12 protein-coding genes are annotated in these 23137 nt (G+C 68.3%); 9 read left to right on the plus strand and 3 right to left on the minus strand.

Translation table 11 applies throughout. The features are described 5' to 3' along the window. Nucleotides 1-23: 23 nt before the first annotated feature. The 6 genes from D7Y13_RS12330 to D7Y13_RS12360 all read left to right on the plus strand — a co-directional run bounded on the left by D7Y13_RS12330 (nt 24) and on the right by D7Y13_RS12360 (nt 16889). Nucleotides 24-9404, plus strand: coding sequence for a non-ribosomal peptide synthetase (locus D7Y13_RS12330; protein WP_158626151.1), 9381 nt, complete (start codon nt 24-26; stop codon nt 9402-9404). 6 nt (nt 9405-9410) lie between these two features. Further along, nucleotides 9411-10433: a hypothetical protein gene (locus D7Y13_RS12335; protein ID WP_120582044.1), complete on the plus strand. Its 1023-nt coding sequence runs from the start codon at nt 9411-9413 to the stop codon at nt 10431-10433. A 25-nt stretch (nt 10434-10458) separates the two neighbouring features. After that, nucleotides 10459-12165, plus strand: a complete 1707-nt coding sequence (locus D7Y13_RS12340) for a thiamine pyrophosphate-binding protein (RefSeq protein ID WP_158620245.1) — start codon at nt 10459-10461, stop codon at nt 12163-12165. Between the two features lie 933 nt (nt 12166-13098). Beyond that, entirely contained in the window at nt 13099-14364 is a 1266-nt protein-coding gene (locus D7Y13_RS12350; protein WP_120582047.1) for an ETX/MTX2 family pore-forming toxin, read from the plus strand. A 378-nt stretch (nt 14365-14742) separates the two neighbouring features. Next, complete coding sequence (locus tag D7Y13_RS48665) at nt 14743-16494, plus strand: FAD-dependent oxidoreductase (RefSeq protein ID WP_120582048.1); 1752 nt, start codon at nt 14743-14745, stop codon at nt 16492-16494. Nucleotides 16495-16562: 68 nt separating this feature from the next. Continuing rightward, nucleotides 16563-16889, plus strand: coding sequence for a UBP-type zinc finger domain-containing protein (locus D7Y13_RS12360; protein ID WP_120532392.1), 327 nt, complete (start codon nt 16563-16565; stop codon nt 16887-16889). Between the two features lie 44 nt (nt 16890-16933). Here the strand turns inward: D7Y13_RS12360 and D7Y13_RS12365 are convergent, their stop codons facing one another. Both D7Y13_RS12365 and D7Y13_RS12370 read right to left on the minus strand, forming a co-directional pair. Next, nucleotides 16934-17416, minus strand: coding sequence for a hypothetical protein (locus D7Y13_RS12365; protein ID WP_120532393.1), 483 nt, complete (start codon nt 17414-17416; stop codon nt 16934-16936). Nucleotides 17417-17490: 74 nt separating this feature from the next. Then, entirely contained in the window at nt 17491-18462 is a 972-nt protein-coding gene (locus tag D7Y13_RS12370) for an MBL fold metallo-hydrolase (RefSeq protein WP_120582049.1), read from the minus strand. A gap of 111 nt (nt 18463-18573) precedes the next feature. On the opposite strand from D7Y13_RS12370, the gene D7Y13_RS12375 reads away from it, so the two are divergent. From D7Y13_RS12375 to D7Y13_RS12385, 3 genes are all read left to right on the plus strand, one after another. Further along, on the plus strand, nt 18574-19491 hold the full coding sequence (locus D7Y13_RS12375; protein ID WP_120532395.1) for a LysR substrate-binding domain-containing protein: 918 nt from the start codon (nt 18574-18576) through the stop codon (nt 19489-19491). Between the two features lie 284 nt (nt 19492-19775). Further along, the gene (locus tag D7Y13_RS12380; protein WP_120532396.1) at nt 19776-20129 is read left to right on the plus strand and encodes a BP74-related protein; all 354 of its coding nucleotides are present in this window, start codon (nt 19776-19778) and stop codon (nt 20127-20129) included. A gap of 154 nt (nt 20130-20283) precedes the next feature. Continuing rightward, nucleotides 20284-21057, plus strand: coding sequence for a hypothetical protein (locus D7Y13_RS12385; protein WP_120532397.1), 774 nt, complete (start codon nt 20284-20286; stop codon nt 21055-21057). Between the two features lie 194 nt (nt 21058-21251). Here the strand turns inward: D7Y13_RS12385 and D7Y13_RS12390 are convergent, their stop codons facing one another. After that, on the minus strand, nt 21252-23006 hold the full coding sequence (locus D7Y13_RS12390; protein ID WP_120532398.1) for a SulP family inorganic anion transporter: 1755 nt from the start codon (nt 23004-23006) through the stop codon (nt 21252-21254). Nucleotides 23007-23137 lie beyond the last annotated feature (131 nt).

Below are 23137 nucleotides of genomic sequence, written 5' to 3' on the forward strand. Positions count from 1 at the left end.
AGATGTGTATAAGAGCCAGGTGCATGGAGCGTTCGGTGGAGCTGGTGGTGGGGCTCTTGGGGATCCTCAAGGCGGGCGGAGCGTATCTGCCGCTCGACCCGACCTATCCTGCGGACCGGCTGTCCTTCATGCTCGAAGATGCCCGGTCGCCCGTGCTCGTCACCATGGGGCGGCTGCGTGAGACGGTGCGCGCCGCGGCACCGCGCATCGTCTTTCTCGACGATGACCGGGTCGCCATCGCCGCGCGGAGTGGCGACGCTCCGGCGACCGGCGTCCAGCGCGACAACCTCGCCTATGTCATCTACACCTCCGGCTCCTCGGGACGGCCCAAGGGGGTGGAGAACCGGCACGGCGGGCTGACCAACCTGGTCCGCTGGTTCGTGAAGGAGTACGCCGTCGTTCCTGCGGATCGGGTCGCGCAGCAGGCGGTGATGGGCTTCGACGCCTGCGGGCTGGAGCTGTGGCCCGCGCTCTCGGTGGGCGCGTCGGTGCACATCGTGGACGAGGAGACGCGGTTCTCGTCGGCGCGGCTGGTGGAGTGGTTCCAGCGAGAGGCCATCACGCTCGCGCACCTGCCGCCGGTCCTCGCCGAGGCCATCGTCGAGGGAGCGCTCCCGGCGGGATTCCCGCTCCGTGCGTTGCTCACCGGATCCGACAAGGTGCAACGCGCCCCGAGGCACGCGCCGCCGTTCCGTTTCACCAACCACTACGGTCCGACCGAGGCGGCCATCCTCGCGACCTGGAGTCCCATCCAGGCGTCGGAGGGAATGCAGCCGCCCCCCATCGGTCGCCCGCTCCCGGGGGTGCGCGTCTACGTGCTCGACCCGCACCTCCAGCCCGTACCGATCGGCGTGCCCGGCGAGCTCTACATCGGGGGTCGAGGGCTCGGCCGGGGTTACGCGCACCGACCGGACCTGACGGCGGAGCGCTTCATCCCCGACGCGTTCGGCCCCGAAGCCGGAGCGCGCCTCTACCGCACTGGCGATCTGGTGCGCTACCGCGCGGACGGTGTCCTCGAGTTCCTCGGGCGCGCCGACCATCAGGTGAAGATTCGAGGCTTCCGCATCGAGCTTGCCGAGATCGAGAGCGTGCTCGCGCAGCACCCGTCGGTTCGTGACACGGTGGTGCTGGCACGCGAGGACGCCCCCGGTGACAAGCGGCTCGTGGCGTACGTGGTGCCACGTGAAGGGCTGTCTTTCGGAGCGAGCGGGCTGCGCAGCCACCTGCGAGGCAAGCTCCCGGACTACATGATGCCAGCGGCGTTCGTGGAGCTTCCGGCCCTACCCGTGACGCCCAATGGCAAGGTGGACCGCAAGGCCCTGCCGCCGCCGGACCTGACTTCGGCGGACCTGGCACGCGACTTCGTGGCCCCCCGCACGCCGGTGGAAGAGGTGCTGGCCACCGTCTGGGCGCAGGTGCTCCGCGTGCCCCGCGTGAGCCTCTTCGACAGCTTCTTCGACCTCGGAGGTCACTCGCTGCTGGCCATGCAGGTGCTCGGCCGGGTGCGCACCGCCTTCGGTGTCGATGTGCCGCTGCGTGCGTTGTTCGAGACACCCACCGTCGCCGCAGTGGCCGCGCTCGTCGAAGCGGCCATGCGCGCCGGGACGGTCCCCACCGCGCCAGCGCTCGTCCCCGCGCTTCGCGAGGGATTGCTGCCGCTCTCCTTCGCCCAGCAGCGGTTGTGGCTGCTTGACCGCCTGGATCCCGACAGCCCCCTCTACAACGTCCCTGCCGCCGTGAACCTGTCGGGGCCGCTCAATGCGATCGCGCTGGAGCAGGCGCTCCAGGCGCTGGTGCAACGCCATGAAGCACTGCGCACCATCTTCCCCAGCATCGAAGGACAGCCGCATCAGGCCATCGCCTCCGAGCTGGCGCCGCGCCTGAAAGTGGTGGAGCTGCACACGCCGGAGGAGTCCGCTTGGCAGGCAGAGGTGCAACGACTGGCGAAGCATGAGGCGGAGACGCCCTTCGACCTCGCGCACGGGCCGCTGCTCCGGGCCACGCTGCTCAAGCGTTCGGAGCAGGAGCACGTGCTGTTGCTCACGCTGCACCACATCGTCTCCGATGGCTGGTCTTTGGGTGTGCTGGTCCGTGAGGTGGCGGCGCTGTACAAAGCCGCTTCGCAAGGCCGCGCCTCATCGCTTCCCGCATTGCCCATTCAGTACGCCGACTATGCCCTCTGGCAGCGGCAGTGGCTGTCGGGCGAAGTGCTGAAGACAGAGCTCTCCTGGTGGAAGCAGCACCTGACCGGAGCCCCACCCGCGTTGGAACTGCCCACGGACCGGCCGCGCCCTTCGGTGCGCTCGCACCGCGGAAGCGTGCTGCCGGTGGCCCTGCCCCGCGAGCTGTCCTCTGCGCTCGCGGCGCTGAGCCGTCGCGAAGGCAGCACCCTCTTCATGACGCTGCTCGCGGCCTTCCAGGTGCTCCTGCACCGGCACAGCGGGCAGGACGACATCGTCGTTGGCTCTCCCATCGCCGGCCGCACTCGCGCGGAGACCGAAGGACTCATCGGCTTCTTCGTCAACACGCTGGTGCTGCGCACCGACTTGAGCGGCGAGCCCAGCTTCCGGGAGCTGCTCAAGCGCGTGCGCGAGGTGACGCTGGGCGCCTACGTCCACCAGGACGTCCCCTTCGAGAAGCTGGTGGAGGAGCTGGCTCCCGCGCGCGACCTGAGCCGCTCGCCCCTCTTCCAGGTGATGTTCGTCCTCCAGAACGCCCCCACGCCGGAGCTGTCCCTGGGCGAGGCGAAGCTCACGCCCATGCCCGTCGCGCAGACGGTGGCGAAGTTCGAGCTGACGCTCTTCCTGGAAGAAACGGCGGACGGACTGAAGGGCTCGCTGGAATACAACACCGACCTCTTCGATGCGGGGACGGTGGAGCGGCTGGCGGGCCACTACCAGACGCTGCTGGAAGGGATTGTGGCCGAACCGGAGCAGTCCGTCTCGCGGCTTCCTTTGCTGACGGAGCCGGAGCACCACCAACTGGTGCGGGCCTTCAATCAGACGCAAACCGACTTCCCGCGTGAGCGCTGCATCCACGAGCTGTTTGAAGCCCAGGCGAAGAAGACCCCGGACGCGGTGGCCGTGGTATTCGAAGACCAGCGGCTCACCTACCGGGAGCTGGATCAGCGGGCCAACCAGCTTGGACACCACCTGCGCTCCATGGGCGTGGGGCCCGAGGTGCTGGTGGGCCTGTGCGTCGAACGCTCCCTGGAGTTGGTGGTGGGGCTGCTTGGAATCCTCAAGGCAGGCGGCGCGTATCTGCCGCTGGACCCGAGCTACCCCGAGGAGCGCCTCGCCTTCATGCTGGAGGACTCCGGTACGCCCATCCTCCTCACGCAGCGGCAGCGTGTTGATGGACTCCCGAAGCACCGGGCCCGGACGCTCTTGCTGGATACGGATTGGGAGCACATCGCCCGCGAGCGAATGGACAAGCCAGAGAGCGGAGGTGGGCCAGAAGGTCTGGCCTACGTCATCTACACCTCGGGTTCGACGGGCAAACCGAATGGCGTGATGATCCCCCACCGCGGGCTCGTCAACTACCTGGCCTGGTGCACCCAGGCCTATGACGTCGTCAATGGGCGGGGCGCTCCCGTCCATTCCTCCATCAGCTTCGATCTCACCATCACCGGCCTGTTCTCCCCGCTGCTGGTCGGACAGCCGGTGGTGCTCCTGCCCGAGCGTGATGGAATCGACGTGCTCGTGGATGCGCTCGACCGCCACGACGACTTCAGCCTCGTCAAGCTCACCCCGGCGCACCTCGAGCTGATTCCTCGTCTCCTACGACCCGAGCGGGCAGCGGGCCGAGCACGCGCCCTCGTCATCGGCGGCGAGGCCTTGTCGTGGGAAGCCCTGTCCTTCTTCCAGCGCTCCGCGCCCGCGACCCGGCTCATCAACGAATACGGTCCCACGGAGACCGTCGTCGGCTGCTGCATCTACGAGGCGCCCGCCGATGTGGCAAAGACCGGTCCCGTTCCCATCGGCCGCCCCATCGCGAACACACGGCTCTATGTGCTCGATGCGCGGCTGCAACCGACTCCGCTCAACGTCCCTGGCGAACTCTACATCGGAGGAGCGGGAGTGGGGCGTGGCTACCGGAACCGTCCCGCGCTGACCGCGGAGAGATTCCGCCCGGACCCGTTCAGCGATGAGCCGGACGCACGCCTGTACAAGACCGGGGACCTCTGCCGCTGGCTGCCGGATGGCAACGTGGAGTACCTGGGCCGCGCCGACCATCAGGTGAAGCTCCGGGGCTTCCGCATCGAGCTGGGGGAAATCGAATCCATCCTGTCGCAGCACCCCTCCGTGCGGCAGGCCGTGGTGATCGCGCGGGAAGATGCGCCGGGTGAGAAGCGTCTCGTGGCCTACGTGGTGGGACACGAGACGCCCCTGCCCGGCCTGGACGAGCTGCGAAGCCACCTTCAGGGCCGGCTACCGGACTACATGGTACCGACTGCATTCGTGGCGCTTCCAGTCCTGCCGCTGACGCCCAACGGCAAGGTGGACCGCAAGGCCCTGCCGCCGCCGGACCTCGCTTCGGCGGACCTGGCACGCGACTTCGTGGGCCCCCGCACGCCGGTGGAAGAGGTGCTGGCCACCGTCTGGGCGCAGGTGCTTCGCGTGCCCCGCGTGAGCCTCTTCGACAACTTCTTCGACCTCGGAGGCCACTCACTGCTTGCGATGCAGGTGCTCGGCCGGGTGCGCACCGCCTTCGGCGTCGATGTGCCGCTGCGTGCCCTGTTCGAAACGCCCACCATCGCCGCGCTGGCCCCGCTCGTCGAAGCCGCCATGCGCGTCGGAGCGGTCCCCACCGCGCCAGCGCTCGTCCCCGCGCTTCGTAAGGGATTGCTGCCACTCTCCTTCGCCCAGCAGCGGTTGTGGCTGCTCGACCGACTGGAGCCCGACAGCCCCCTCTACAACGTCCCCACGGCCGTGCACCTGTCGGGGCCGCTCAATGCAATGGCGCTGGAGCAGGCACTCCAGGCGCTGGTGCAGCGCCATGAAGCGCTGCGCACCATCTTCCCCAGCATCGAAGGGCAGCCGCATCAGGCCATCGCTTCCGAGTTGGCCCCGCGCCTGAAAGTGGTGGAGCTGCACACGCCGGAGGAAGCCGCCTGGCGGGCAGAGGTGCAACGACTGGCGAAGCAGGAGGCGGAGACGCCCTTCGACCTCGCCCGTGGGCCACTGCTCCGGGCCACGCTGCTCAAGCGTTCGGAGCAGGAGCACGTGCTGCTGCTGACGCTGCATCACATCGTCTCGGACGGTTGGTCGCTGGGAGTGCTGATCCGGGAACTCGGCGCACTCCATGCGGGCCATGCCGCCTCACTTCCCGCATTGCCCATTCAGTACGCCGACTATGCCCTCTGGCAGCGGCAGTGGCTGTCAGGCGAAGTGCTGAAGACAGAACTCTCCTGGTGGAAGCAGCACCTGGCTGGAGCGCCACCCGCGCTGGAACTGCCCACGGACCGGCCGCGCCCTTCGGTGCGCTCGCACCGCGGAAGCGTGCTGCCGGTGGCCCTGCCCCGTGAGCTGTCCTCTGCGCTCGCGGCGCTGAGCCGTCGCGAAGGCAGCACCCTCTTCATGACGCTGCTCGCGGCCTTCCAGGTGCTCCTGCACCGGCACAGCGGGCAGGACGACATCGTCGTCGGCTCTCCCATCGCCGGCCGCACTCGCGCGGAGACCGAAGGACTCATCGGCTTCTTCGTCAACACGCTGGTGCTGCGCACCGACTTGAGCGGCGAGCCCAGCTTCCGGGAGCTGCTCAAGCGCGTGCGCGAGGTGACGCTGGGCGCCTACGTCCACCAGGACGTCCCCTTCGAGAAGCTGGTGGAGGAGCTGGCCCCCGCGCGCGACCTGAGCCGCTCGCCCCTCTTCCAGGTGATGTTCGTCCTCCAGAACGCCCCCATGCCGGAGCTGTCCCTGGGAGAGGCGAAGCTCACACCCATGCCCGTCGCGCAGACGGTGGCGAAGTTCGAGCTGACGCTCTTCCTGGAAGAAACGGCGGACGGACTGAAGGGCTCGCTGGAATACAACACCGACCTCTTCGACGCGGGGACGGTGGAGCGGCTGGCGGGCCACTACCAGACGCTGCTGGAAGGGATTGTGGCCGAACCGGAGCAGTCCGTCTCGCGGCTGCCTTTGCTGACGGAGCCGGAGCACCACCAACTGGTGCGGGCCTTCAATCAGACGCAAACCGACTTCCCGCGTGAGCGCTGCATCCACGAGCTGTTTGAAGCCCAGGCGAAGAAGACCCCGGACGCGGTGGCCGTGGTATTCGAAGACCAGCGGCTCACCTACCGGGAGCTGGATCAGCGGGCCAACCAGCTTGGGCACCACCTGCGCGCCATGGGCGTAGGGCCCGAGGTGTTGGTGGGCCTGTGCGTCGAACGCTCCCTGGAGCTGGTGGTGGGGCTGCTCGGAATCCTCAAGGCCGGCGGCGCGTATCTGCCGCTGGACCCGAACTACCCCGAGGAGCGCCTCGCCTTCATGCTGGAGGACACGGGCACGCCCCTGCTGCTCACGCAGCGCCATCTCGTCGAGCGGCTCCCCACGCGCCGTCCCCAGGTGCTCCTCCTGGACGAGGGCCTGAGCTCCATGGCTGGCGAGAGCATCCCCGCGCCGGTGAGCGGGGCCGGGCCGGAAAGTCTGGCGTATGTGGTCTACACCTCCGGTTCGACCGGCCGCCCGAAGGGTGTCTGCGTGGTGCACCGGGGCGTTGTCCGGCTCGTCAAGGAGACGCGCTACGCGCACTTCTCCGAGACAGAGACATTCCTCCACCTGGCCTCACTCTCCTTCGACGCCTCGACCTTCGAACTCTGGGGGCCGCTGCTGAATGGTGGCCGGCTGGTCGTTTTTCCCGCCGAGCGACCGACGTTGGCGACGATCGGCGAGGTCGTGCGGCGCGAGGCTGTGACGACGCTCTGGCTCACCGCCAGCCTCTTCAACGCGGTGATGGACGCACAACCCGAGGTGCTGCGGCCCTTGCGCCAGCTCCTGGTGGGCGGTGAGGCGCTGTCGGTGCCCCACGTGAAGCGGGCGCTGGAGGTCCTCCCCGGGGTACGGCTCATCAATGGCTATGGTCCCACGGAGAGCACGACCTTCGCCTGTTGCCACACCATCTCCGAGGCGGATGGCGTCACGTCCATTCCGCTCGGAAGGCCCATCGCCAATACAGAGGCGTACGTCCTCGACCGCCATGCGCGCCCCGTGCCCGTCGGCGTCGCGGGGGAGCTGTATCTCGGCGGCGACGGTCTGGCGCGCGGCTACCTGAACCGGCCGGAGCTCACGGCGGGCGCCTTCGTTCCCCATCCGTTCTCTGCGGATCCGCGAGCAAGGCTCTACAAGACAGGCGACCTCGTCCGGGTCAGGCCCGACGGCAACCTGGAGTTCCTGGGCCGGCTCGACCATCAGGTGAAGCTCCGCGGCTTCCGCATCGAGCTGGGGGAAATCGAGGAGCAGTTCGGGCGGCACCCGGCGATTCGCGAAGTGGTGGTGCTCGCGCGAGAGGACGTGCCCGGCGAAAAGCGACTGGTGGCCTACCTGGTGGCGCACGAAGGGACGCTGCTCGGAGCAGGTGAGCTGCGGAGCTACCTGCAAGGCAAGCTGCCGGAGTTCATGGTGCCAGCGGCGTTCGTGGAGCTTCCCGCCCTGCCCCTCTCGTCCAACGGCAAGGTGGACCGCAAGGCCCTGCCGCCGCCCGACCTGGCCTCCGCCGACCCGGAGCGAGCCTTCGTGGGGCCCCGCACACCGGTGGAAGAGACGCTCGTGGCCCTCTGGGCGGAGCTGCTCGGCGTGCCGCGCGTGGGCGTCTTCGACAGCTTCTTCGCGCTCGGGGGCCACTCCCTGCTGGCCATGAAGGTGCTCGGCCGGGTGCGCACCGCCTTCGGCGTCGACGTGCCACTGCGAGCGTTGTTCGAGGGGCCCACCACCGCCGCGCTGGCCCAGCACGTTGAAGCCGCCCTGCGCGCGAGGGGCGACACCCTGCCCTTCGCGTCCTCGCCGGCGGGAGACACCCTGGGCCCCCTTGCCGCCGACGTCGTGGAGCCGCCGGTCCTGGTTCCGCCACGCGCCTCGTATCCGCTCTCACCCTCGCAGCGAAGGTACTGGCGCGACTACGTCCGCGACCCGCAGCGGACCTGGTCCAACATCTCCGCCGCGGTCCCGCTCGGCGGAGCGCTCCTGGCGGAGCCCATCGAACGCGCGATCAACCTCCTCATCGCGCGCCACGAAAGCCTCCGCACCGCCTTCCCGATGGAAGGTGGCGAGCGCGTGCAGGTCGTCGCAAGTGAAGCGCGCTGCGTCCTGACCGTCACCGACCTGACGCGGCTCGCGCCAGAGCACCGGGCGAGCGCGCTCGCGGACATCCGCCGAGGAGAGGCGAACCGCCTGTTCGACCTTGAAGCCGCGCCGCTGCTGCGCGCGCACCTCGTCCAAGCTGGCGAAGGGCAGTCCCTGCTGTTCATGACGGGCCACCACCTCATCGTGGACGGCTGGTCGCTGTTCCTCATGCGCCAGGAGCTGGCCGCCCTCTATGTGGAGTGCCTGACCGGAAGCCCCAGCACGCTCGAACCGCTGAAGCTCCAATACAAGGACTTCTCCGAGTGGCAGAACCGACTGCTCGCGCAAGGTGCCTTCGAGCCGAACCGGCGCTACTGGCTGGAGCACCTCGCCCCGCCGCTCCCGCCCGTCCCGTTCGCGGACTTCGTCCACCCGGAGGCCGGCACAGACCGGACGGGAGCCGCGTATCGGGTCCTGCTCCCGGGGCCGCTGTGGGATCAGGTCAAGCACGCGGCCGGGGTGCTCGGCGTGAGCCCCTTCGTCTTGCTCCTCACCGGCTTCTTCACGCTCATCCACGACCAGGAGGGCAGCCGCGACATCATCATTGGCACGCCGGTCAACGGGCGTGACGCCAATCACTTCCCATCACTCATCGGTCTGGCCATCAACCTGGTGATGCTTCGCGTCCGGCTGGAGGACGGCGACACCTTCGCCTCTTGCGCCGCCAAGGTGCAGTTCGCGCTCCTTTCCGCGATGCAACACCAGAGCTACCAGAACGACAGGATCCTGGCGGATCTCGGCTTCGATCCTGGCGCGGACAGCTTCGCGCTCACCACGTCCTTCTTCAGCGCGCTCAACGTCGAGGCGCCGGTGGCCCCGGATTTCAGGGCCGCTGGCGCGGTGCACGAGGTGCTCCCCACCGAAGTCCGCTTCGACGTCATGTGGTACGCGGTCGAATACAGCGACGGCATGGTCCTCGACTGCCGCTACTGCGGAAGCCTCTTCCCGCGAGACGTCGTGGAGAAGCAGGTCGCACGCTACCTGGAACTTCTCGAACACCACCTTCCCACGCCCCGGGCGCTCCTCGCGTCCCTGGCGCCGCAATCCCTCTCAAACCCACGCCGGTAGACCGCCATGATCACTGCCTTCAAGCCCGCCGTCGCTGTCGACTATCACTTCACGCCCGAGGAAAAGCAGCGCTTCACCGAGGCCCTCGCCTCCATCACCGCGAATCCCTACACCGCGTTTCCCGCGTTCCAGCTGGCCGTCCGCCAGCTCATCGCGCAGGAGCGTGTGCCTCACAGCTTCGTCGACGCCTGCCGCACGGCCCGGGCACGGGACCTGGTGGCGCACCCGTTCCACTTCCTCACCAACTGCCCCATCGACGAGGGCGTCCCGCCCTTCGACTTCGAGCGGCCGGTCCAGTCCAAGTACGAGCTGAAGAAGACGTTCATCGGTGAGGGCTTCCTCATCACCTATGCGGAGCTGATGGGCACGCCGTCCATTGGCTACACGAACGTGAACGCGGGCGACATCGTCCACGACATCTACCCGCAGAAGGCCCTCTACAAGAGCCAGTCCCAGAAGACGCTCCTGCCGATTGGCTTCCACAAGGACCTGGCCAACCACTTCGTCCGGCCGGACTTCGTCAACATCCTGGGCATGCGCAGCCACGCGGAGAACGAGATCTTCACGACCTTCGTCCGCAACAGCGACCTGCTCCAGCACCTTGGGCCGGACATCGAGCGCATCCTTCGCGAGCCGAACTTCTATACGCCGTACGACGACCTCACCACGTACAACGACAAGGACTCCCGCCTGGGACAGGCGGCGATGCACCCCGTCGTCCAGGGCGCGGTCGACTTCGTCTATTTCGAGAACCGCACCATCGCGTACTCGGACGAGGGCAAGGAGGCCATCACCAGGCTGAACGAGGCCCTGCACGCCCTCAAGGGGCGGGTGCTGATGCGGCCGGGGGACTTCGTGAGCAGCTCCAACAACACCGGCCTGCACGGCAAGGACGTGGGGGAGATCCGGGACGCGTACCAGCACAAGATCCGCTGGAGCATCAAGACGGTCAACGTCGCGGACCTGGAGCCGCACCGTCAGCACTACAAGGAATACGTGCCCGGGCACTACGCGGTGGTGAATGGCTGACGGCGGCGCGAAAGGCAATCATCCCATGAAACGCACATCGAGCACGGGCTCCGATACCTTCGTGGAGCTCCTCACGCGCGCGGGAGTCGAGCGCGCGTTCGCGGTCACCGGCGGCGCGGTCATGGACTTCGTCGATGCGTTGGAAGCCTGCCCGGGCATCCAACTCCAGTGCTTCCAGACCGAGCAGGGCGCGGCCTGGGCCGCCATGGGCTACACCCAGCTCACGGGAAAGCTGTGCGTCGTCACGGCGACCTCCGGACCGGGCGCGACCAACCTCATCACCCCCCTGTCGGACGCGCTGCGGGACAACATCCCGCTGCTCGTGGTGACGGGGCAGGTGGCGCGCACCGCCCGGAACACCGACGCGTTCCAGGAGCTCAACATCACGGAGGTCGCCGCCCCGGTGGCGAAGAAGGTCGCGTACCTGGAGCGCCTGGAGGACGCGGCCGACGTGCTGGCCGACGCGGTCCGGGTGGCCTTCGACGGCCGTCCTGGCCCGGTGCTCATCGACTTCCCCAGGGACCTTCAGCAGCAGCGTCAGCCCCCGCCGCCGCCTCACGCGCCGCCCGTCACCGCGACGAAGCCGCGGCCCGCTTCGCCGGAGCTGGAAGAGGTCATGGCGTGCCTGCGCAAGGCCGAGCGGCCGGTCATCATCGCCGGCCATGGCGTGGTGATCGCCGACGCCCGAAACGAGTTGCTGCAACTGCTGGAGCTGGCGCCCATCCCCGTGGTGCACACACTCCCGGGCAAGGCGGCGCTGCCGAGCACCCACCCGAGCTGCTACGGGATGGTGGGGATGCACGGGTTCTACGTCCCGAACTGGATCGTCGACAACGCGGACCTGGTCATCTCCCTGGGCTCGCGGTTCGACGACCGCATCACCAGCAACACGGGCACCTTCGCGCCGCACGCGAAGCGGCTCATCCATTTCGACATCGCCCGGGAGCAGGTCCAGAAGGTGATGCCGGAGCGGAAGCTGGGCGTGGTGGGGGACCTCAAGCACACCCTGCGCGAGCTGCTCACCCTGCTCGTGGGAGCGCCGCGCGGCTACGCGGCGTGGCATGAGCGGATCGCCGCCGTCCGCGAACAATACCCGTCCACCTACAAGGCCCAGCCGGGCGCGCTCCAATGCCAGCTCGTGCTGGAGCAGCTCAACGTGGCGGTCCGGGAGCACACGGCACGGAGCGGTCAGCGGGTGGTCTACACCACGGAGGTGGGCAGCCATCAGATGTGGGCCGCGCAGCACGTGGAGATGCGGCCGGGGTCGGAGTTCCTCACGTCCAGCGGGCTGGGGTGCATGGGCTCCGGGCTCCCGCTGGCGCTCGGGGCGCAGATCGCCGACCCCGACGCGCTCGTTATCTGTCTGGCCGGAGATGGGAGCCTGCGCTTCTCCGAGGCGGAGCTGGAGACGGCGTGGGAGTCCGGACTGCCGGTGAAGGTGCTGCTCTTCAACAACGACGGGTACGGCATCGTGCGGATGTGGAACAACCACTTCTACGAGGGCCGGAAGACCGGGGTCGTCAAGCAGGGCAAGCAGTGGACCACGCTGGCCCGGAGCAACGGCTTCACCGAGGCCCATGTCGACCGCGTGGAGTCGCCCGGTGACCTCCGCCGGGTGCTCGACCGGGCGGTCTCCCACCGGGGACCGCACTTCATCGAGCTCGTCACGCCATACGAGGACTGCCTCCCGCTGATTCCGCCCGGGAAGGCGTTCAAGGACATCATGCTCTGAGCCGGAGCGTCCGCCGGGGGCCCAGGGGCCAAGCCGCCCCCCCCCCCCGGCGGACACACCGGTGCGTCCAGGTCTGCGCCTGCTGAAGAAAAGTGGAGCCCTGCCCGCGCAGGGGCCTGAGGACGCACTGCAGGCGTACCAGGCGCGCTTCCTCGCTCGGGCGGCCCCTATATCTGCGGCCCTCCTCGGCGCCTCCGCTCCAGCCCCTACCCTCAGCCTGGCTTCCATCCCGCCGATACGCTGATTCGCGCCCGCGTCCCCCTCCCCATCCTTTCCGCCCCATGGTCACGAAACCGAGCCGCACGGACGGGGCACGGCAGGTGGTCTTCCTCCGTCCTCGTGGAGAGCGCGAAAGAGGCGTGGGGAAAACTGGATCACCTGATCCAGGAGGCGCCCGAAGGTTGCGCGAAACCTACCGAATCGCCAGGGGGTAGGAGACCCGTGACGTCGAGTTGCAGGCGGAAGGCAAGCACACATCGGGCGAGGTCGTGGCCGTCGCTCGGCATGACCCAGTCGGCCGTCTCGCAGCGCCTGAAGGCCCGGAGGGCGCGGCGCTGAAAGTGCTGTGTGTCTGGCTGATGCGCTGGGAAGCGGAACGCCAAAACCCTGTCATCCTGAGCAACAGCACTTTTTTCCGTGGCGCCGGCCTACTGTGTCGCCAAGGCTTGGCCTGCGTGTTCGTGATCTGGTTGTCCCTGCCGTGCGAACAGGCCGTGGCAGGTAGGTGGTTTGAATGTCCACGTCGGCAGTCGGCGGCATTCATAGCCCCTCACCAAGGGACACGGGGCTCCGTGTAAACTTCCAGCACCGATACGTTTGTCATTGCCTATGGGTTGTGCCAATTGAACCCAACCGTACCGTCGGGCAATAGACCAAGACATAACCGGCGCGTTAGCTTTTGTACCGCTGCAAGCCCACCAAAGGAACGCACAGATGCCAGCGATTTCGAAGCTTCCCGCTCCGGCGCCCACGCCTCCCACTCAGCCCTCCAACACCGTAAGACTCTTCAAAGATGCCAGCTGGGGAGGTACGTCCTATGCGTTCAGCACCAATGATTACACCAAGGACAAACGCCAATCCATCTCCGGGACGAGCATCCAGGACGAATCGACCTGGATTGCGTTCAATCTTCCGGTAGGAACGGTCGTGACCTTGACGGACGCCTTTGTCGCCCCGGCCGACGGCAACGTCTTCAACCTCAAGAACTGCGGCAGGGTGGTCGACCTCGTGGGAACGGGCCGGACCGAGGCCGTGGATCTCACGCAGTGCAACATGAACGACTGCATTTCGGCGTGGTTCTGGCACACGCCCGATCTGAACCTCGGCGCCGTCGAACTCTACGAAGCCGCCGACTTCAAGGGGAACCGCACCGTGCTGTTCCTCTCGGAGTGGAACGCGGCAAAGCTCCAACCGCTGGATGGCTGGTACATCAAGGATCGCGCGAGTTCCGCGCGCTGGCCTTCGCTGTATGACGCACAGACGGTCTCGTTGTTCGATGGCAACGACGGCTCGGGGGTGAGCTATGAGAACATCAAGGCTTGGGGCAGCTTCTCGCAGTTGAGCAACTTCAAGGATGTGGGCTTCAACGACGCCCTCTCCAGCTTCTCCTGGAACAACCTCATCCCGAAGCAGGAAGTCATCGCCCCGGTGGTGATCACGGTCCCAAACACTGGCGGGAAGAGCTTGTTCGCCCAAGCGACTGGGACGAACAACAGTCCCGAGGTGCAACCGCAAACCATCACGCTCAACAACGCGACCGAACAGACAACAACGGTGACGGTCACCAATCAGTACACGGCGGGCATGGAGTTGAGCTATTCGCTCTCGGCCAAAGTGGGTGTCGGCTCGAATGAGCTGACCCAGGAATGGACACTCAAGGCCAGCTTTACCTACTCGCGCACGGAGACATCGACCCTGACCAAGACGCAAACCACGGCGCTCACGGTCTCGCAGGTGTTCAATGTGCCCCCCTACAGCAGCTTCCAAGCAACGCTGACGGTGCAGATGGGTCAGCTGCCCCCGAACACGACCTACAGAACCACGGCCGAGCGCTGGTATGACGTAGCCCTCCAGGGAAGTGTGTACGACCCCTCGAACGGCTGGTGGAGGCGGACGGAATTCATCACCTTGCAGATGGGCGGAACCCTGGCTGTGAATTCGAACCTGGTCGTTGAGACGTCGCCGCTCCCCGGCAGCTGAGCGATGGCGTCGCAGCCCCTCTCGCCGTCGCCGGCTTGTAGCTCAAGCCGGCGAACGGCTCCGGTTCGTGGTCGCGCTACTTCGGCGGAGGTCGTTCCGAAGGGGCTGGACGGGCGCGGGGCTCGGCCTTGAGGGAGGCCCAGGACAGGGACAACTTCCTGCCCGCTGGCCAGTCGTCGGACCGGGCCTACACTTGTCCCCGGTCCGCCTTGGCCTGCCTCCGTCGCTGCCGCCTCTGCTGCTTCTTGCCCTCCGACAGCGAACGCCCTTCCATCACATCCGGGGGCCACGGAAGCGGGTGACGCTCAGTGCACGAAAGTGCACGATGCCCATGTTCATGTCGCCTGTGCGTCCCATGCCCATGCTTTGGGCACGCTCATGATTCCCGCTCCCCTGCCCCCAGACCTCGAGTCGCGCCGCTCCCAGATGTTCCCCGTCCTGGATGCCCGGGACCAGGAGCACATGCTGCGCTTCGGTGAGGTCCGGCACATCCGTGATGGGGAGTGCCTCGTCGCGGCCGGGCAACCGAGCCCTGGGATGTTCGTGCTCGTCCGGGGCCGCGTGGCCATCTCCCGGCGCGATGGCCTGGGGCACTCGAATCTCATCGTGGAGGAGGGCCCGGGACAGTTCCTGGGCGAGGTGGCCCAGCTCTCCGGCCGCCCCTCGCTCGTTGACGCTCACGCGGTGGGTGAGGTGGAGGTGCTGGTCATCCCCCCGCACCGGCTGCGCGCGCTGATGGTGGCGGAGGCGAACCTCGGCGAGCGCATCATGCGCGCCCTCATCCTGCGCCGCGTGGGCCTTCTCGAGACCGGTGCCGGTGGCCCTGTCCTGGTGGGCCCTCCCGAAAGCGCGGGCAGGGTCCGCCTGGAAGGCTTCCTCTCACGCAACGGCCACCCGTACCTCGCGCTGGACCCGGAGCAGGGGGGCGAGGCGGCTTCGCTGATCGAGCGCTACGCGCCACGCGCGGACGAGTTCCCGCTCGTGGTGTGCCCCGATGGCTCGGTCTTGAAGAACCCCTCGGAGAGCACCCTTGCCCGAACGCTCGGCCTGCTCCCGGAGGGTGCCTTCGAGACGCGCTATGACGTCGCCGTGGTGGGGGCGGGTCCCGCGGGGCTCGCCACCGCCGTGTACGCGGCCTCCGAGGGGCTGCGGGTACTCGTCCTGGATCAGCGGGCTTTCGGAGGGCAGGCGGGCGCGAGCTCGCGCATCGAGAACTATCTGGGGTTCCCCACGGGCATCACCGGTCAGGCGCTCACCGCGCGCGCCTATGTGCAGGCGCAGAAGTTCGGCGTGGAGATGGCCATTCCGGCGGAGGTCGCCACCCTGCGCTGCGCGGACCCTGATGCGCCGCTCGCGCTCGAGCTGACCGACGGGCGCAAGGTGCGCACGCGGACCGTGGTGGTGGCCAGCGGCGCACGCTACCGCCGCCCCGCGCTCGCGAACCTCGCCCAGTTCGAAGGCCGTGGGGTCTTCTACTGGGCCAGCCCCATCGAGGCGCGCATGTGCGACGGCGAGGAGGTCGTGCTCGTCGGCGGTGGCAACTCCGCGGGCCAGGCGGCCGTGTTCCTCGCGAACCACGCGCGTCGGGTTCGCATGCTCGTGCGGGGCCCGGAGCTCGCCGCGAGCATGTCCAGCTACCTCGTCGAGCGCCTGACCGCGTCCCCTCGCATCGAGTTGCTGCTGGAGACGGAGGTGGTGGCGCTGGCGGGCTCGGACGAGCGGGGCCTGCGGAGTGTGCGCTGGCGGCACCTGCCCAGCGGGCGGGAGGAGGAGCACGAAGTGCGTCATCTCTTCCTCTTCATCGGGGCGGACCCGGCCACGGATTGGCTCGCGGGCTGCGGTGTCGCACTGGACGCGAAGGGATTCGTGCGCACGGGCGTGGCGCCCGGCGAGCAGCCACTCCATGCGGAGGCCTGGGCGGCCGCCGAGCGGGCACCGTTCGCGTTGGAGACGACCCTGCCCGGCGTCTTCGCCATCGGCGATGCGCGTTCGGACTCGGTCAAGCGGGTGGGTGCGGCGATCGGCGAGGGTTCCGCCGTGGTGTCGCAGCTGCATGCCTGCCTGGCCTCCGCCACTGCGTCCGAATCCCGACGCGCCAGCACGCAGGGGCCGCCAGACGCGTTGCGATAGGCCCTCTCACATCCCCATGTTCGACACCCGGGGCCCTCGGACGGCGGCCCCCACTCGGAGCGCGAGCCATGAAGAAGGCATGTTCCCACCTGGAAGCGACCGCGCATCACCGGACGGCTCCCAGCCACCCCAGCGGCCACGGATGTGTCGAGTGTCTGAAGGACGGAGGTGAATGGGTCCACCTCCGGCTGTGCCTGACCTGCGGGCACGTGGGCTGCTGCGACGACTCGCCGTCACGCCACGCGACCCGGCACTTCCACGCCAGCGCCCACCCGGTCATCAAATCCTTCGAGCCTGGGGAGGACTGGGCCTGGTGCTTCGTGGACGAGCAGCTCCTCGAGCGGATCCCCACCTTCCCAGGTGAGTCGCCGTCGGAGCACTACTCGGCCCCATGAGCGCGCCCCAGGCACCTGGCCTCGGGCGCCAGAGGAGAACACGCTCAGGGCTCGCGGAAGCCGCCGCGCACCCACTCGTTGGCGACGTCTCGGGTGAACTTGAAGTTCACCGGCACGCGATGCTTAGCGACGGTCGCGCCAGCGTCGTCGATGGCTGAGAGCAGCGCGTGGGGCTCATACTCATCGGCCACGAGCTCGAGCCGGACCTCGTACCAGCGGCCCTCCCAGGCGATGGAGAGCTTCTTGGTCATGGCCTGGTCGCGCTGTCGCGCGGAACGGTCCAGGACCTCCGAGGCCGTTTTCACGAAGGTCGCGAATGCCGTCGCATCGAAGGGCTTGGGATTCTTCTTGTCGCGGCCCATCACCCACGGACTGATGAGGGCGGGCTCGGAGAGCCCCTGCTTGCGGATTTCCACGGCCCAGCCGTCGTCCTCCTCGTTCTTGATGACCCTGGCCGACCAGCCGTTCTTCCGCCAGAACGTAGGCTCCATGACGTCGGGCTCGGCAGGCGTGCGCTCATTGCTCATGGGCATTCCTCATAACCCCTGATTGCCCTTTGACCAGAAGAAGTAGCTGCCCCCTGCGTTCGAGGATGTGAGGCTCAGGTCCGGGGCTGCCAGCTCAGCCACTCCCCCGGGCGTGCCAGCTCCACGTTCACCTTCCGCTTCCGCGCCGCTGCCAGGAGCAGCGCTTCCGCGTCCGGGACCTCCTGGTAGTCCTCGGAGGCCGCGACGCCATAGTGGATGGGAACGAGCAGTCGGGCCCCCAGCACCACGGCCGCGGCGACCGCCTGCTCGGGTGTCAGGACGGCATGGACGTCGCTTACGGGCTTGCGCCAGCCGAAGCGTGCCCCGTTGATGGGCAGGAATGCAGCATCGAAGGGGCCGAACTGACGTCCGATGTGCCACCAGGACCCATGCCACAGCGTGTCGCCGCAGTGGATGATGCGACGGCCTCCTCCGGAGACAACCCAGGACACCTGGGCATCGCCGTAGCCGTCCGCCGCGGGAACGGCGGTGGCGGTGAAGTCATTGAGCAGGACGGGCTCGTAGAGCGGAGCGGACCGCACCCGGAACCCCGCCGCGGCGGCCGCAGCGGCCGTGTCCGGGGCGCACACCAGCGTGCCAGTGTCCCCCAGCACCTTGCGAACGGCCACCCGGTCGAAGTGGTCGGGATGGCGATGGGTCACCAGCACGAAGCGCCCGCCGTCGGTCACGTCCAGGGGGACGAGCGGGTCCTTCAGCGCGGGCCCCCACACAGCAGGGTCGAGCAATGGGTCCAGGAAGAGCGTGTCCCTCCCCAGTTGCAACCGCACTCCTGCCCAGGCCAGCCGCTGTGCGCGAAGCGCCGCGCTGTCGACAGGCTTCGCCGCATGGCCCGTGCCAGGAGGCAGGAGCGCCGCGCCCGCGGCGAGAGAGACGGCCGCGCGGAGGAAGTCCCGGCGGCCGGTCCGCCCGGGCCGCGCTGCCTCCGCCGATGCCTGGATGACCGGTTCGATGTCGTCGATTCGCGCGGACCTCCCTGGGGGTACGGCAGGGCTCTGCGTCCTCGGGGAGCTGTCTGTCTGGGGCATCCGTCCGCCTTCCTGGCAATGGGGCGACGACGTTAAGGAGGTCCACAACCTGAGTGCAGCGAAACGATTTCGCGAAGTTGATGAAGACGATTCATGTGAAGCTGCCCTGGCATGCTCGAGCTTCGTCACTTCAAGCTGATTGCCGCGGTCGCCGACACCGGAAGCCTGGCCGCGGCGAGCCGACAGCTCCACCTCACCTCCTCGGCACTGAGCCACCAGCTCCGCGACGCCGAGGAGCGTCTGGGCGTGAAGCTCTTTCAGCGCCGCCAGCGACGTCTGCTCCTGACCGGCGCGGGCGAGAAACTGCTCGACTCGGCGCGACGGGTCCTGAGTGAGGTGGCCCAGGCCGAGGCGCTCTGCCGTGCACACCCGCAGGACGACCTGCTCCGGCTCAGCACGGGCTGCTACACGGTGTATGGCTGGCTGCCGCCCATCCTGGGGCAGTGGCAGGCGGAGTACCCGCGCGCCGAGCTGCGCATCGTCCTGGAAGCCACGCGCCAGCCCCTCGACGCGCTGCTGAACGGAGGGCTGGATCTCGCGTTGACCACGGACGTCCCACGGCAGGCCCGCCTGGCGCAGACCCCGCTCTTCGAGGACGAACTCCTGCTGGTCGTGCCCGCGGGCCACGCGCTGGCGCGGCGCGGCCATGTCACGGCGGAGGAGCTGGTGTCAGAGCACCTGCTCACCTATGCCGCGCCCCGGGAGCAGCTCGATGTCTTCACGCGCGTGCTCTGGCCCGCGAACGTCGAGCCTCGGCGGGTCTCACCCGTGCCCCTCACCGAGGCGCTCATCGAGCTGGTGCGAGGGGGAGTCGGCGTGACGGCGCTGCCCGGATGGATGCTCCCAGCCCGGCGCCGTGGACTGCACACCCTCCGGCTCACGCCCCGCGGGATTCGCCGCCGCTGGAGCGCTGTCACCCGCACGTCCCGCCAGCGCCCCGCGTCGTTGACCCGCTTCATCCAGCTCCTGCGCGAGCGCTTCGCCTCGGGCGCACCAAAGGCTCCCCAGCCGCCGGTGGGCATCGTGTGACGACTCAACCCTGTCTCCTTACCGGGTGTTGTGGCGGCTCACGCAGGGGGAGCGCAAGTTGTTGGAAGTGGAGAGCAACGCGCACAAGATGAAGGCCTTCGTGCGCTTCCGGCGGGTGGAGCGTGAGGGCGAAGAGAAGCAGCGCTTGCACGCGAAGCCCGGGTGGCGGGAGGGGTGCGCGCATCGCACTAGCACATTCCAAACACACCCATCCATCCCCAAGCCGGTTCCCAGAGGAAACCCAATCATCTACACCGGGCGGCCACCACAAAAGGAGCCTCACAATGGCAACCGCCACCCGCTTCGTCTTCACCCAGCCCAGCTCGCCTGGGGCCGAATTCGTCATCGAGCTGACGGACGAGTCGACGATCTCCCATGCGCGCCGCATTCTCTCCGGAGACGAGAAGAACGAGGTTCATGTCCACGGGCGCATCATCAAGAGGACCGCTCCCTACAATCCGAAGTTCTCGTTCCACATCGACCCCTCGACCATCCGGTTCTTCGCGATGGCCATCGAGGTGTGCGACGCCAACATGATGTACGTCGAGGAGCACCTGGACGAAGCCGGCGGCGCGTTCCTCCCTGGCAGCCACTGGTGCCCGTGGGACTCAAAGCTGACGCGCGAACTGAAGGGGTAGGCGGCGCGCGCCGCGACTTCATGTCGCGGCCTCTTCCCCGCGTGGGAGGTGCCGGACGCGTTGGCGCAGGTCCTGCGGGAGTTCGCCAGGACCTTGTCGCCCTGAGCGGTATGGGGTGTGCTGCGAACCTTCACACCCCACTGAAGGCACTCCCGTGAATCTCTCCTTCGCGCGTCTCCTCCTCGGCTGCGTCCTGTCCACCTCCCTGAGCGCCTGTGACACCAGCGTCGCCGACGATGACGATGACGACACGGACACCGGCGGCGACAACATGGTCGTGACCGGCATCTGGAACCGCTACGGCAGCGAGTACGGCTATCAGACCGACATCGCGTACGGCGGCATCGCTGGCCAGTCGTCGGACCGGGTCTACATGTGCGAGCTGCCCGGCTCCCCCTCCGCGGGCCTCTACAAGGGCCGGCTCATCAGCCCGCGGATGATCCGCTGGGACGCGAACCACAACCTGCCCGACTACGAGGTCGTGTTCGAGGGCACCACCATGCGCTTCAAGCCCCAGAACGGCACCAACACGTTCCTGGGCCAGTACCGGCAGGGCACCTGGACGCCCGGGGCCTGCGACTTCACGCTGAAGGACGGCGAGCTCATCGACAACTCTTCCACCGCCTACGTGGTCTTCGACAACAGCGGGGAGATGAAGATCAACAGCGTGAAGATTGGCGGTGAGGGAATCCCGGTGAAGGCGAGCGCGGAGACCGCGTGCAGCGTCACGACGCTCATCCCTCCTGGCACCGGGAGCAACGGCGACCTCACCGTGTCCATCAGCTACAGCGGCGTGGGCGTCAATGGGCCCTACAGCCGGACCCAGACCCAGTCCATGTACCGGTCGGACTTCAAGCCGGGCTGCAACAAGCTCGCGGTCGAGTTCGGCTGCGGCGCGCTCGCCGTCTGCGTCTATCCGGTCCCGTAGCCTCCAGCAGCCCTGATGGGGGTGGCTCCTCCTCTCCTGGAAACAGTCTTTCCGCCGGGAGGGGTGCGCCATTCAGGAGCACCGGGGCTTGCCCACGGCAGGTGCGCCTGGCCCTGGCCATGGGAGCGTGGCCAGGGCCGGCGTGTCATCCCGCCTCTGCACTCAATCGCGAGCCAACTGCCGTGCGCAGCGCTCTACGGGTGCGCGGAGTGCGCTGCGGGGGCGGCGGAGTGCACGGGGGGCGCGGGGAGGACGACCGGCTCCACGGGCACGGAGGGCTGCACGAGGCCTGCCCCCACGAGCGCCTCTTCAATCGAGCCGTGCATCCGCGCTTCGAGCAGGTGCTGCGCGAGCGGCTCGAGCGCGGCCTCCAGTTGGGATGGCACCTTCACCAGGGCCAGGTGCGCGCTGCGCACGGAGAGGAACTCCGCCAGGTACTTGAGCGTCGCCACACCGGCGGCGTCCACGAGCGACACCCGCGACAGGTCGATGACCACGAGCTTCGCCCAGGGTGGGCCGTCGAGGAGATCGTAGAGCTTGATGTGGTTGATGAACAGGATGGGCCCGCCCACGCGCGCGACCAGGAGGTCCAGCGCCTGGGGGGCATTGGGCACTTCCGGAGCTTGCACGTGCAGGTTGCGCTGCAACTGCGACGCATCCGTCACCCGCTGCACCTCCAGCCGCAGGGCGCCATGGCGCCGCACGTAGAGGAGGGTCGCCAGCGCGAGCCCGGCCCCGATGCCGGCAAACACATTGAACACAGCAATGCCCAGCGCGGTGACGAGCACCACGCCCAACGTCGACTTGGACTGATTCCACATGGCAACAAGGCCCTCCAGGTTGAGCAGCCGCACCCCCACGACCAGTAGGATCGCGGTGAGTGCGGCAATGGGGATGCGCGCCACCAGCGGCGCGAGAAGCGCCATGGCCACGAAGAGCCACAGTGCATGCATGACGGAGGCGGCGCGGGTGCGCGCGCCGGCTTGAATGGACGCGCTGGCGCGCACGATGGCGCCCATCACCGGAAAGCCGCCGAAGAGTCCGGCCGCGATGTTGGCCAGCCCCTGCGCGACCAGGTCCTGGTCCAGGTCACTGTGGGTGCGCGCACCCGTGAGCGCATCGAGCGAACTCGTCGCGAGCAGCGAGCCGAGCGACGCGAGCAGCGCGAGGCCCAAGGCCGCCGGCAGGAGTTCCGCCAGGTGCACGCCTTCGAAGGACGGCAGCGACGGCATGGGCAGCGAGCGCGGCAAGGCGCCCACCGCGTCGTAGCCCGCCCCGAGCCAGACCATGAGCCCGGTGCCAAGCGTCAGCCCCACGAGAACCGCGGGGATGCGCTTGTGCAGCCGGGGCAGGGTCAACATGGCCAGCGCCGTGAGGGCTCCGGCGGCAACGCCAAGCCAGCCCACGTGCCCGCCCCAGGTGCGCTGCATCACGAGCGCCATGGCATCCGGGTGCGTGTCCTCCACCGCGAACAGCCGCGGCATCTGCGTGTTGAGCAGCAAGAGCCCGATGCCCACCGTGAAGCCCATCACCACCGGCCGGGGGATGAGCCGCGCGAACCGCCCGGCGCGCACGAGCCCCAACGCCACCTGCATGGCGCCCGCGAGCACCGTGGCGATGGCGAGGCCCGCGGCCCCATGCGCCGCCACGATGGCCGCGGCCAGGGGCAGCAGCGCCGCCTCCGGGCCGGTGACCTGGAAGCGGCTGCCACTGAGCAGCCCGCCCACGATGCCAGCCACCACGCCGGAGACGAGCCCCACGCTCGCGGGCAGTCCCGCCGCGGTCGCGAGCGCGACATTGAGAGGAAGTGCCACACACGCCACGCTCAAGCCGGCGGCCGCATCGGCGGGCAGGCTGCCTGGGTGCACCATCTCGCGCCAGCCGTGGATGAGCTCGCCCGCACGCTGGGTCCAGAAAGGTCGCTTGGAGAAAACGGTCGTCGAACGCATGGACGACGGCGCCTTTCAGATGTCGTGCCAGCCACCCTGTCCGAGGGCAGCGTGCCCCCGCTGTCGGTCCATCCCAGCAGAGCCCCTGTCGGCTCAGGCCAACACTGTCGGGGCCGACAGACGGCCGTGCG

The sequence above is a fragment of the Corallococcus praedator genome, from assembly GCF_003612125.1.
In the GTDB taxonomy this organism is placed as follows: Bacteria; Myxococcota; Myxococcia; order Myxococcales; family Myxococcaceae; genus Corallococcus; species Corallococcus praedator.